Genomic DNA, 12,592 nt, shown 5'->3' with positions numbered 1-12,592 from the left:
GGCAATTAGTGGATGAGGGTGGAGATGAAGTCGAAACCGAGTTTGAGGATCAGAGCGGAGACGACGATGACGAAGACGACGCGGACGAACCCTGAGCCCTTCGCCAGCGCGGTGCGCGCACCGAAGATCCCGCCGGTGACATTGCCGACGGCCATGATCACACCCAGCAGCCAGACGACCTGACCGTCGGGGATGAAGTAGACGAGCGCTCCGAAGTTCGTCGCCCAGTTGATCACCTTCGCCGTGGCCGAGGCCTGCAGGAAAGAGAATCCGATGATCGAGACGAAGGCGATGACGAGGAACGATCCCGTCCCCGGCCCGAGCACTCCGTCGTAGACGCCGATGACGAGCCCGATCAGCCACGACAAGGCATGGTGGCGTTTCGACGTTTCCCCGAACCGCAGCGTGGCATCGGCGCCGAGGCTCGGATTGAGGACGGTGAAGATCCCGACCCCGATGAGCGCGAGCAGGATGATCGGGGTGAAAGCCTCGCTGGGCACCAAGGTCGCGAGCTTCGCCCCGAGCACGGCACCCAAGAACGCCGAGGCCGCGGCCGGAATCGTCGCCGACCGGTCCGGGGTGATCTTGCGCAGATAGGTGACCGCCGAGGCGGTCGTGCCCGCAATCGACCCGATCTTATTCGTCGCGACCGCTTGGACGGGGCTCATCCCCGGCACGAGCAGCAGCGCGGGCAGCTGGATCAGTCCGCCCCCGCCGACGACGGCATCGATCCACCCGGCCAGGACTCCCGCGGCGAGCAGCCACAGGACCATCGTCCAGGTGACATCGATGCCTCCGGCGAGGGCTTCGAACACCGAGGCGGCTCAGGCGTTCTGGTCGGCGCTGATCGCCGCGTCGGCTGCAGCTGCAGCCTTCGCGTACGCCTCACGCACACGTGCCACGGTGGCAGGAACCACCTCGGCGACGGGCTGGTCGGACTTCTCCCCGGCCAGACGGTCGCGAACCTCGACGACGCCATCGGCCAGACCGCGGCCGACGACGATGACGGTGGGAATGCCGATGAGCTCGGCATCGGCGAACTTGAATCCGGGCGAAACCTTATTGCGGTCATCGAGCAGGACGCTGATGCCTTCGGCCTCGAGTTCGGTCGTCATCTTCTCGGCGGCTTGAGCGATCTCCTCACTCTTGCCGGCGACGATGATGTGCACATCGGCCGGGGCCAGGTGCTGGGGCCACAGGAGGCCGTCCTCGGAATGGTATTCCTCGGCGATGCAGGCCATGACGCGGGTGACGCCGAGACCGTAGGAGCCCATGGTCACGGTCGTCGCCTTGCCGTTCTGGTCGAGGACCTTGAGGTCGAGGGACTCGGCATACTTGCGGCCGAGCTTGAAGATCTGACCGATCTCGACACCGCGCGCCAGCTCCAGCGGACCGGAGCCGTCCGGTGCCGGATCGCCGAGGACGACCTGGGCGGCTTCGATGGTGCCGTCGGCAGTGAAGTCCCGTCCGGCGACGAGGTCGAAGACGTGGCGTCCGGGCTCATTGGCTCCAGTGATCCAGCGGGTGCCGTCGACGACTCGGGGGTCGAGGAGGTAGCGGATCTTCGAGGGCGATTCGAGGCCGAGAACCGGCGCGTCGAGGGAGTTGCCGGGTCCGATGTAGCCTTTGACGAGCTCCGGGTGGGCTGCGAGATCCTCAGCAGTCGCGGCTTCGAGGTCGACCTCACCGTCACCGAGCATGCCGGTGCCGGCGGCCCGGTCGAGGTCGACTTCGCGGTCGCCGGGCAGGCCGATGACGATGATCTCGCGGGTGCCGTCGGGATGGGTGACGGCGCAGACGACGTTCTTCAGCGTGTCTGCGGCCGTCCACTCACGATCGTCGCGCGGATGCGAGGCGTTCGCCGCGGCCACAAGGGTCTCGATGGTCGGAGTGTCGGGGGTGTCCTCGACATGTGCGGCAGGCGACTGCGAGTAGGGAATCGCCTCGGGGACGATCGAGGTCACGGCCTCGACGTTCGCGGCATATCCGCCGGGTGACTTGACGAACGTGTCCTCCCCAACCTCAGAAGGGTAGATGAACTCCTCTGTCCCGGAGCCGCCCATGGCACCCGGGGTCGCCTTGACCGGCAGGCACGGCAGGCCGAGACGGGCGAAGGCCCGCAGATAGGCCACGCGCATGGCTTCGTAGGAGGCGTCGAGTCCGGCGTCGTCGATGTCGAAGGAGTAGGCGTCCTTCATGATGAATTCGCGTCCGCGCAGCAGTCCGGCGCGGGGGCGAGCCTCGTCGCGGTACTTCGTCTGGATCTGGTAGATCGACAGCGGCAGGTCTTTGTACGAGGAGTAGAGGTCCTTGACCAGAAGGGTGAAGACCTCTTCGTGGGTGGGAGCGAGGATGTAGTCGTTCTCGCGGCGGTCCTTGAGATGGAAGAGGTCGGGCCCGAAGGCCTCCCAACGGCCGGATTTCTTGTACGGATCGGCGGGCAGCAGACCCGGGAAGTGGACCTCCTGGGAGCCGGCGAGCGCCATCTCTTCGCGCACGATGGCTTCGATCTTGCCGAGCACGGCCAGTCCCAGCGGCAGCCACGTGTAGATTCCCGGTGCTGACCTGCGGATGTATCCGGCACGGTGGAGCAGTTTGTGGCTGGCCACCTCGGCGCCGACCGGGTCTTCCTTCTGGGTTCGCACGAACAGGGACGACATGCGCAGGGCCATGGGTAAATCTCCTCAACTTGTCAAGACTCAGATCGAACACTATCGCACGCGGGCGAGCCGGAGGGAATCGGAGCGGGCGCGGATTCGTCACCTGCGGGAAGAGAATTAGACTGGTGGCTGCAGCACCGAAGCCCGGCATCGGTCGGGGCCGTCCGGTCCCCGCCCGGTCCCCGCTGAAATGACGAGTCCGAACGATACGAAGAGCATGCCTGATCCCAGCCAACTCACGCAGTTCCCGCGGCCCTCGGTCGCGGTCGACACCGCGGTCCTCTGCCCCGTGCCCGGCCGTGGCCTGCATGTTCTCATGACCCATCCCGGAGATGGGGTGTGGCAGCTGCCCGGGTCGATCCTGCGTCCACAGGAACGCCTCGCCGAGGCGGTCGCCCGCTGTCTGCGCGAGAAGGCTCGTTTGGTCGACCGCGCCCCCGTCCAGCTGCACGTGTTCGACCAACCCGACCGCGATGATCGCGGTTGGGTGATCTCCGTGGCCCACCTCGATGTTCTCTCCGCCTCCGATGTCGGACTCGCCGAGGAGGACGATCCCACCGAGGCGGCCGTGGCGGATGCTCCGGCGCAGGTGACGGAATCTTCCCCCGCCGAGGCGGTCCTCCCCGAGGCGGCCGACCCTGATCCTGCCGAATCGGATTCCGATCACCCGGACTCCCCCGTCCACCGGCGGAAGCTCGTGCCCGTCCACGATGTCGGCGAGCTCAGCGCCGAGCATCAGGAGATCGTGCGCGTGGCCGTGCACCGACTGCGGGCGTTCCACGAACGCACCCCGGATCCCTTCGGGCTCCTGGAGAAGGAGTTCTCGCTGCGGCAGCTGCGCGAGCTCCACGAGATCGTCGCCGGGGAGAGCCTCCAGGCAGATACGTTCCGCCGCACCATGCTGCCGCTGCTCGATCCCACCGGGGAGGCCGTCAGCCAGGGGCGAGGGCGTCCCGCGCAGACTTTCACCCGGCGCTCGGCACTGGTGCTGCGCGCCGACTCCCGGATACAGGACCCCGATGGTGCCGATGCAGGAATGCCCTCGTCCGGCACGAATTTCTCGGACGGTCATCGCTGATGACCGAGATCAACCGCGATGCCGGAAAGCACATGCGCGTCGACGTGTGGCTGTGGACGACGCGGATGTTCAAGACCCGCAATCTCGCCACTCAGGCCTGCCGCGGCGGGCATGTGCAGGTCGACGGTCAGCGCGTAAAGGCCGCGCAGAAGGTGAGCATCGGCCAGGAGGTGCGTGTGCGCAAGGCCGGGTCCGAATTCATCTGGAAGATCACCGGTTTCATCCCCACGAGGATGCAGGCCTCCATCGCCGTTCAGTGCTATGAGGACCTCACTCCCCCGCCCGATCCGGCGCTGCGCGGATTCGTGCCCCGGCGAGACAAAGGGCTGGGGCGTCCGACGAAGAAGGACCGCCGGGAGATGGAGAAGTTCCTCGGCGATATGGCCAAACCTCAGTCGCGCAACCGCCGCGACTGATCCGCCGAGAGCTCAGTACATGACGGTGGCGAAGGTGCCGACCTGTTCGAAGCCGACGCGGGCATACATGCGCAGCGCCGTCTCGTTGTAGTCATTGGCATACAGGCTCACCGTGGAATGGCCTTTGTCACGCGTGCGCTGGACGACCGCGGCCATGCCCGCTGCCCCCAGACCCTGATTGCGCACTGCGGGATGGACCCATACTCCTTGAACTTGGACGATGCGGCGGGCACGGATGCCGATATCGGCCTTGAACAGCACCTGTTCGTCCTGCTCTTCGGCCGGCCACCGCGGCACCGCACCGCCTTGGGGCAGGGTGGAGGAGATCCGGGCGTAGCAGTTCTTGCCGCGGATGATCCCGCGCACCCGCGCCAGGTACCCGGCGGTGCCGTCCTCGATCGGTGAGAATCCGACCTCTTTGGTGAACATGTCCACACTGGCGGGAAACACCGCACCGAGGTCATCGAGGGTCACCCGGTGCACATGCTCATCGGGAGTGACCAGCGGATCCGAGCTGATGGCCAACAGCGGCTGCCGTTCACGCACTCCACGCGCTCGGCCCCAATTGAGTCGCTGCTGCAGGTCGAGGATGACGGACCGGCTGCCGATGAGTGAGCAGGACACGCGACCGTCGGCATTGAGTTTGCGAGCGAGCACCTCATTCGTCGCCGGAGTCGCTGCGACCGGGATGATGTTGCCGCCCACCCAGTAGGCGGCGACGGGCCGGTCACCATCGAAGATTCCGTACAGCGTGCCTGCCGGGGAGCCCAGACGGGCGGTGCCCGTGACTTCGAGCAGGGAGACGAGGTAGACGTTCTCGCAGGGGTTGCGCGCAAGCAGGTCCGTCAGCCACCGGGTGTGCTGATGTTCCAGTCGTGCGATCCTCAGCGCCATGTGCCCCTGAACTCTTTCTCAGCCGTCAGCATGGGCCAATGACTGGACCATGAAACTCTTCGTCCTCACAAGGTATCGCACCTAGCCGACGGTCACTTCAGGCGGCCCCGATGCAGCGCCCGATGGCTGCCCCGCGGCCTCCTCGGCGATGCGGTTGGCCTCATGGATGAGCGTCTCGACGATCTCGGATTCGGGCACGGTTCGGATGACCTCGCCCTTGACGAAGATCTGGCCCTTGCCGTTTCCGCTGGCCACGCCGAGGTCGGCGTCGCGGGCCTCACCGGGGCCGTTGACGACGCAGCCCATGACAGCCACCCGCAGCGGCACCTCCATGCCTTCGAGTCCGGCGGTGACACGTTCGGCCAGCGTGTACACGTCGACCTGCGCGCGCCCACAGGACGGGCAGGAGACGATCTCGAGCTTTCGGGGCCGCAGGTTGAGGGATTCGAGGATCTGGTTGCCGACCTTGACCTCTTCGGCGGGAGGCGCGGACAGGGAGACTCGGATGGTGTCTCCGATGCCCTCGGCCAACAGGTGTCCGAAGGCGGTGGCGGACTTGATCGTGCCCTGGAAGGCGGGCCCTGCCTCGGTGACGCCGAGATGGAGGGGCCAATCGCCGCGCTCGGCGAGCAGCTCATAGGCGCGCACCATGATCACCGGGTCATGGTGTTTGACGGAGATCTTGAAGTCATAGAATCCGTGTTCTTCGAACAGGGAGGCCTCCCACAGCGCGGATTCGACGAGCGCCTCGGGCGTGGCCTTGCCGTATTTCTCCATCAGCCGGTTGTCCAGGGATCCGGCGTTGACGCCGATGCGGATGGACACGCCCGCCTCGGCGGCGGCCTTCGAGATCTCCTTGACCTGGTCGTCGAACTTGCGGATGTTGCCGGGGTTGACGCGCACTCCCGCACAGCCGGCGGCGATAGCGGCGAAGACGTATTTCGGTTGGAAGTGGATATCGGCGATGACAGGGATCTGGGATTTGCCGGCGATGATCGGCAGAGCCGCGGCATCATCGGCGGTGGGACAGGCCACGCGCACGATATCGCAGCCGGCGGCGGTGAGTTCGGCGATCTGCTGCAGGGTCCCGTTGATGTCCGTCGTCTGCGTCGTCGTCATCGACTGCACGCTCACCGGGGAATCGGATCCGACCCCCAGCTTTCCGACATTGATCTGCCTCGTCTTCCTCCGCGGAGCGAGCACGGGAGGCGGCGGTGCGGGCATTCCGAGATTGACCGATGTCACGAAGGATCCCTTCAGTCAGGCTGTTGACCAGCCACAATGTCCGAGCCGGCGCCGATGCGGGACCCGGATTGTGCGAACCATCACCATTGTAGGACCTCCCACTGACACAGGACTGTCCGTCCGCAGGGCGTACCCCGGACAGTCAACCGGCGCACTCCGGGCGACCCCCGCGCGACCTCGACTCCACCCGCACCACGCCACGGCCCACTGGTCCCGATCCGGTGTCACCGGCTGACGGTAGTGTGAAGGTGACCTGACGTCTGCACGAAGGAGCAGCCCTGTGAGAACACCCGGATTCGTCGAACCCGATGTCGAGGCGATGACTGCGGCTCTCGAGGCCGCAGCACAGAAGCTCGACGACCAGGGTGGATCTCTGGCATGGGGAATCTTTCGCCGAGGCGGCCCCGCCCGAACCGTGAACGGCGACGTTCCGTACCGGATCGCTTCGATGACGAAGTCCTTCACCGCCGCAGCCATCGGGCTCCTCGCCGCCGACGGACTCGATCTCGACGCTCCCTTCGGCGCCCTGCTCCCGGAACTGACCGATACGGCCATCGCCGACCGCACCTGCCGGCAGGCGTTGACGATGAGCACCGGTTTCACCAAGGACGACCCGTGGGCGGACCGGATGGAGGCGATGACTCCGGCCGAGCTCACCGACTGGCTGCACCGCGGCGCCATCGCCTGCGCGCCCGCCGACACCGGCTATGAGTATTCGAACCTCGGCTATGCGCTTCTCGGCATGGTCGCCGAGGCGGTCACAGGCAGTGCGTTCACCGAACTCGTGTCCACTGAGATCTTCGATCCCCTGAAGCTCACACGCACCGGTTTCGACCACACGGGCTTCCCGGACCTGGCGACCGGGTTCCGCGTCGACCTGGGCGGCGGCCTCCACCCGGCCGAACTCACCGGTCCAGGAGTCTTCTCCCCCATCGGCGGGGTCATCTCCACGGTGAACGACATCGGCACATGGATGGACGCGCATCTCGACGCCCTCGAACGCATGGACTCCTATGCTTCCGGATCCTGGTCTCGGATACTGACCGACAACCAGCAGCCACGACGGACCATGGAGATCCAGAAGAGCGACCACCACGCGGAGACGCTCAGCTACGGATACGGTCTCGAGACTCGTCTGGACACACGTTTCGGCCGCATCGTCTGCCATTCCGGCGGCTACCCAGGATACGGCTCACATATGCGTTGGTTCCCCGATCTGGGGCTCAGCCTCGTCGTGCTCGGCAATACGACCTATTACCCGGCGCAGCGCGTCGTCCAGGACGCGCTCGACCTCGGTTGGGCGGCGGCCACGGGACGACAGGGCACCCGGCTGGAACGTCGGGCCACCTCGGCGCCGGTGCCCCGATACCCCGCCGCCCAACCCCAGATCGATGCCGTGATGGCCGCGGCGAACCTCGTCAACGACTTCGACGACACCGTCGCCGAGGCGATCTTCTCCATGAACATGGACCTCGACGAACCCCGCGAAGAGAGGCGGGAGCGCTCCGCCCGGTGGCGGGCGGAGAAGCAGATCGACCGTCCTCTCACCGAGGCGGACCTCGAGATGGTCTCCCCGTTGCGCGGAGTGGTCACAGTGCCGGGCACAGCAGATGAGAACGCCACGATCACGGTCGGCCTCAATCACCTCGGCGAGGTGCAGACGATCACCCTCAGTGCCTGAACGGATGCGCCACTGAACGGACAGTTCACGCTCAACCGCAGATGGCTCACGCCTTCATTCCACGACGAAGTTACTCAGCCCTGCGAACTTGAGAATGAACGGTGCGATCGACATCAAGACGAGCAGTGAGGCGACCGTCCACAGCCAGGTCATCTTCGCCCTGTGTCCGCGGACTCTCGTCCCCATTGCGAACAGTGGGCTGAGCAGCGGCAGCCCGTAGAAGAGCGGAGTCAGCGCGAAGGCGAGCGCAAGGAATCCGATGAACGTCCATTCCGTTCGCGAGAAGAAACGCTCATGTGGCTTGGTCTCAGTATTCTCCACTCGCACCACCCTAGCCGAGATCGCCCAAACTGCATGTCCGGTCTAGCTGCCAGAGCCCGGCCCGGCCCATCCACCGGAACGACCCGGACTAACCGCCGGAGTTGAAGATCGCGTCGAGGGTGATGGGTTTGACGAGGTCGACGTAGACGAGCAGCGCCGTCATGCACAGCATCAGCCCGATGCACACGTACGTCAGCGGCAGCAGCTTCGCGGTGTCGAAGGGACCGACCAGTCCGCGGCCGCGCCACCGGTTGATGCGGCGGCGCGCACCTTCGTAGAGACCCACGGCGATGTGTCCGCCGTCGAGGGGCAGCAGCGGGATCATGTTGAACGCGAAGAGGAAGATGTTGAGCGAGCCGAGCATGCCCAGCCCCATCTGCGCCTTGTCGACGACGTCGATCTGGTCGGTGGACACGATCTCACCGGCGATCCGGCCGACGCCGACCATGCCGACGAGTCCTTCGGCGTCGCGGTCCTTCGTGCCGACGGCCACTTCGCCGATGTCGACGAGTTTGACCGGCAGGGTGATGATCGCGTGGAAGACTCCGGAGACTTGGTCCCACACTGCGCCGGGGAAGTCCGCGAGCGGCAGGGACTGACGTTCCTGGACGGGTCCGACGCCGAAGAATCCTTGGGTCTCGGTCTGCGGAGTTCCGTCCGGGTTGAGCACGGCCTTGCCTGCATCGTCGACCTTCGGACGTTCGGTGGCGATGATCGGCACGGTCACCGTTTGGGCCTGACCATCTCGGATGAAGTCGACATCGACTCGTTCGCCTGCATGTTCCTTGATGACCGAGGACAGCTGGTCCCAGTCCTTCGTCTCGACGCCGGCGATCGAGGTGATCTCGTCACCCGGTTTGATCCCAGCCTCCCACGCGGGGGTGAGCTGATCGTCGGGACGGCAGGTGTTCTGCTCCGAGGCCGGCCGTTGCTGCGCTTCGGACGCGGGCACCGCACATTCGACGACGGTCTGGACGGTCGTCGTCGGGGTGACCACACCGATGCCCAGCAGCGAGATCCCCATGATGAGGATGCCCAGGATGAGGTTGACGAAGGGACCGGAGAACATGACGACGAGGCGTTTGGGCACGCTGAGCGCATAGAACGTCCGGTGTTCCTCCCCCGGCGCGATCTCCTGGTTCGAGAACTCCCGGGCATCGGCCATCGTGTCTTCGAACAGCCGCCCCTTCCGCTTCTTGCGGTCCCGGCGCAGCGGAGCGGCATCACCGTCATCCGTCCCCTCGCCGAGGCGGCCCGAGGTTTCGCTGCCCGTCGAGTCGAGTGCAGCGCCCGGTTCGCCGAGGCGGCCCGACGTGCCGTCGACCCCGCTGTCGACGCCGGCGACCGTGCCGCCCTTCTGCGCAGCGGCGGCGGTCTCATAGCGGGACTTCGTCGCTTCCTCGGGCGGATACATTCCCGGCATCGCGATGAACCCACCGAGGGGGAACGCTTTGATGCCGTACTCGGTCTCACCGCGGCGGAAGGAGAACAGGGTCGGTCCGAAGCCGACCATATAGTGCGTGACTTTCACCCCGAACTTCTTCGCCGGGGTGAGGTGGCCGAGTTCGTGCAGCGCAATCGAGATCGAGATGCCGATGAGGAACAGGATGATCCCGACGATGTAGAGCACAACTGTCATCGGCGGCCCCCGTTCTGTTCGGCGACGTCGGCGCGAGCGAAGTCCCTGGCCCAGGCGTCGGCGGCCAGCACGGTCTCCACCGTGTGTTCGGCCGCAGATTCGTGGGCGGCCAGAGCTCGGGACAGGCCTTTGTCGATTCCGGTGAAGGCGATGTCTCCGGCGATGAATGCGGCGACGAGTTCCTCATTGGCAGCGTTGAGCACGGCCGGGTAGCTGCGGCCTTTCTTACCGGCGTCGATAGCCAGACCGAGCGCAGGAAAGGCGAGATGGTTGACCGGTTCGAACGACCAGTGCATGGGCTGGCCCCAATTGTGCGGAACGGCCCCCGAAGTCAGTCGCTTCGTCGTTCCATCGTCCTGGGTGCCCAGCGCATAGGAGATCGGCAGCCGCATATCCGGTGGGGAGATCTGCGCGATCGTCGAGGCATCGGCGAACTCGACCATCGAATGGATCTGCGACTGAGGATGCACGACGACTTCGATGTGGTCGAAGTCGATGTCGAAGAGCAGGTGGGCTTCGATGACTTCGAGGCCCTTGTTGACCAGGGTCGCAGAGTTGATGGTGATCATCGACCCCATCGACCAGGTGGGATGGTTGAGCGCCTGGGCGGGGGTGACTCGACGCAGGGCATCACGGGTCATGCCCCGGAAGGGACCGCCCGACGCGGTGATGATGAGCTTGCTGACTTCACCGTGCGTGCCGGCGCGCAGCGCCTGGGCGATGGCGGAGTGCTCACTGTCGACCGGCACCAGGCGGGCCCCGGAGGCACGAGCGGCGTCGAGGACGATGGACCCGCCGATGATGAGGGATTCCTTGTTCGCCAGGGCCACGTCCGTGCCGCGTTCGAGGGCGGCCAGGGTCGCGCCGAGACCGGCGGCACCGGTGATCGCGTTGAGGACCATATCGGCGGCCAAGCCCGCGACCGCCTCGGCGGCATCGTCCCCGAGGTGGATGGCTTCGACAGGATCGGCGGTCCCCCGCTGGGCAGCCAGCTCGGTCAGTCGCGCACGCACCTCGGCCTCGCCTCCGGCGGGTGGGGTCGTGAGCCCGATGACGGGGACGTGGAAATCGAGGGCCTGCTCGAGCAGAAGGTCGAGCTGGGACCCCGCGGCCAAGCCGATGATCGCGTGCTCGTCCCGGTGTTCGGCGAGGACATCAAGGGCCTGGGTGCCGACCGAACCGGTTGAGCCGACTACAATGAAACCACGTTTACTCACGCCAACCGATGATGCCAAAGTTCTCTGGGAAATGACTCGACACGGACTCGTGTGTCGCCTAGCGGAACCTGGTCATCTGTAGTGCTTCGGGACACCGACCTTCCACCGGGTTCCGGTAAAACTGTGAATGAAGACAATCAATGGCGAAAGAGATGGATATGAGCAAGACGCTGAGCCCCGACGACATTCTTGGACTGGATTCGGTCTTCGAATCCGATGACCTCGAATTCGCATCGATCGTGAAGAAATGGCTGGACGAGAACGTCCGGGAGAAGATCGGCGACTACTTCCTCGACGCCACCATCCCCGCCCGGGAACTGGCCGAAGGACTCGGCGAGCTAGGGCTGCTCGGCATGCACCTCGACGGCTACGGCTGCGGCGGTTCGACGGCGACTCAGTACGGACTGGCCTGCCGCGAACTCGAAGCCGTCGACTCCGGTCTGCGCTCCCTCGTCTCCGTGCAGGGCTCGCTGGCGATGTTCGCCATCCACCACTGGGGATCGGAAGCACAGAAGGAAGAATGGCTGCCGAAGATGGCCGCCGGCAAGGCCATCGGCTGCTTCGGGCTGACCGAACCCGATGTCGGATCCGACCCGTCGGGGATGAAGACGACCGCGAAGAAGGACGGATCCGATTGGATCCTCAACGGCGCGAAGATGTGGATCACGAACTCCCCGGTCTCCGATGTCATGGTCGTGTGGGCCAAGACCGAAGAGGTCGACGACAAGGGCAAGAACGTCGTCCGCGGCTTCGTCGTCCCCTCGAACACCGAGGGTGTGCAGACCCCGGAGATCCACCGCAAGATCTCGCTGCGCGCCTCGATCACCGGTGAGATCGTCCTCGACAACGTCCGCCTGCCCGAGGATGCGATGCTGCCGAAGGCCAAGGGACTCAAGGGCCCCCTGTCCTGCCTGTCCGAGGCCCGCTACGGCATCGTCTTCGGTGTCACCGGTGCAGCCCGCGACGCGCTGCTCTCCGCACTGGAGTACACCGGCACCCGTGTGCAGTTCGATCGCCCGCTGGCGTCGTTCCAGATCACGCAGCAGAAGTTGGCGAAGGCCTTCGGCCAGTACTCGCAGATCACTCTGCTCGCCGCTCACCTGGGCAAGCTCAAGGACTCCGAGAAGGGTGTGCGTCCCGAGCAGATCAGCCTGGGCAAGATGGTCAACGTCGATACCGCGATGAACGTGTGCCGTGACCTGCGCGCCCTGTTCGGCGGGTCGGGCATCACGAGCGAGTACCCGCCGCTGCGTCACGCGGTCAACCTCGAGACAGTGCTCACCTACGAAGGCACGCACGAGGTGCACCAGCTGACCCTGGGTCGGACGATGACCGGAATCAACGCCTTCGCGAACTGAAACCACGTCGCTGAGCACGGAGTCCATCCGCTGCTGAGCACAGCTAACGCCCGCCGATCCTGCTGAGGTTCGGCGGGCGTGCT

General features: G+C 65.6%; 11 protein-coding genes. 4 read left to right on the top strand and 7 right to left on the bottom strand.

Going from position 1 to position 12,592, the window contains the following annotated elements; all coding sequences use genetic code 11:
- Positions 1-5: 5 nt before the first annotated feature.
- Together HIM68_RS08605 and HIM68_RS08600 are read right to left on the bottom strand one after the other, a co-directional pair.
- Positions 6-773 (bottom strand): TSUP family transporter, encoded by a 768-nt coding sequence (locus tag HIM68_RS08605; RefSeq protein WP_139909806.1) that lies wholly within the window; start codon positions 771-773, stop codon positions 6-8.
- Between the two features lie 51 nt (positions 774-824).
- Positions 825-2,672: a proline--tRNA ligase gene (locus HIM68_RS08600; protein ID WP_172171339.1), complete on the bottom strand. Its 1,848-nt coding sequence runs from the start codon at positions 2,670-2,672 to the stop codon at positions 825-827.
- Positions 2,673-2,877: 205 nt separating this feature from the next.
- Between HIM68_RS08600 and HIM68_RS08595 the strand changes: the two genes are divergently transcribed.
- Together HIM68_RS08595 and HIM68_RS08590 are read left to right on the top strand one after the other, a co-directional pair.
- The gene (locus HIM68_RS08595; RefSeq protein ID WP_253903806.1) at positions 2,878-3,738 is read left to right on the top strand and encodes an NUDIX hydrolase; all 861 of its coding nucleotides are present in this window, start codon (positions 2,878-2,880) and stop codon (positions 3,736-3,738) included.
- Positions 3,738-4,154: an RNA-binding S4 domain-containing protein gene (locus HIM68_RS08590; RefSeq protein ID WP_139468792.1), complete on the top strand. Its 417-nt coding sequence runs from the start codon at positions 3,738-3,740 to the stop codon at positions 4,152-4,154. The genes HIM68_RS08595 and HIM68_RS08590 overlap by 1 nt, the downstream gene beginning before the upstream one ends.
- Before the next feature lie 12 nt (positions 4,155-4,166).
- On the opposite strand, the gene HIM68_RS08585 is transcribed toward HIM68_RS08590, so the two are convergent.
- Both HIM68_RS08585 and ispG read right to left on the bottom strand, forming a co-directional pair.
- Positions 4,167-5,048, bottom strand: a complete 882-nt coding sequence (locus HIM68_RS08585; protein ID WP_172171337.1) for a DUF4081 domain-containing GNAT family N-acetyltransferase — start codon at positions 5,046-5,048, stop codon at positions 4,167-4,169.
- A gap of 81 nt (positions 5,049-5,129) precedes the next feature.
- Complete coding sequence (gene ispG, locus HIM68_RS08580) at positions 5,130-6,293, bottom strand: flavodoxin-dependent (E)-4-hydroxy-3-methylbut-2-enyl-diphosphate synthase (RefSeq protein ID WP_172171335.1); 1,164 nt, start codon at positions 6,291-6,293, stop codon at positions 5,130-5,132.
- 280 nt (positions 6,294-6,573) lie between these two features.
- Here ispG and HIM68_RS08575 point away from each other — a divergent pair, with 280 nt between their 5' ends.
- Complete coding sequence (locus tag HIM68_RS08575) at positions 6,574-7,974, top strand: serine hydrolase domain-containing protein (protein ID WP_172171333.1); 1,401 nt, start codon at positions 6,574-6,576, stop codon at positions 7,972-7,974.
- Positions 7,975-8,028: 54 nt separating this feature from the next.
- Here HIM68_RS08575 and HIM68_RS08570 read toward each other — a convergent pair whose 3' ends face one another.
- The 3 genes from HIM68_RS08570 to dxr all read right to left on the bottom strand — a co-directional run bounded on the left by HIM68_RS08570 (position 8,029) and on the right by dxr (position 11,151).
- A complete protein-coding gene (locus HIM68_RS08570; protein WP_139468796.1) occupies positions 8,029-8,295 on the bottom strand; it encodes a hypothetical protein in 267 nt (88 codons plus the stop codon).
- Positions 8,296-8,383: 88 nt separating this feature from the next.
- Positions 8,384-9,934, bottom strand: a complete 1,551-nt coding sequence (locus tag HIM68_RS08565; protein ID WP_172171331.1) for an RIP metalloprotease — start codon at positions 9,932-9,934, stop codon at positions 8,384-8,386.
- Positions 9,931-11,151, bottom strand: coding sequence for a 1-deoxy-D-xylulose-5-phosphate reductoisomerase (dxr, locus tag HIM68_RS08560; protein ID WP_172171329.1), 1,221 nt, complete (start codon positions 11,149-11,151; stop codon positions 9,931-9,933). Before dxr ends, HIM68_RS08565 begins: the two co-directional genes overlap by 4 nt.
- Before the next feature lie 158 nt (positions 11,152-11,309).
- On the opposite strand from dxr, the gene HIM68_RS08555 reads away from it, so the two are divergent.
- Positions 11,310-12,509, top strand: coding sequence for an acyl-CoA dehydrogenase family protein (locus tag HIM68_RS08555; protein WP_092017334.1), 1,200 nt, complete (start codon positions 11,310-11,312; stop codon positions 12,507-12,509).
- Positions 12,510-12,592: the final 83 nt, after the last annotated feature.

The sequence above is a fragment of the Brevibacterium sp. CT2-23B genome (assembly GCF_013168765.1).
Lineage (GTDB): Bacteria > Actinomycetota > Actinomycetes > Actinomycetales > Brevibacteriaceae > Brevibacterium > Brevibacterium sediminis.
This window is presented reverse-complemented; position numbering and strand designations above follow the sequence as displayed.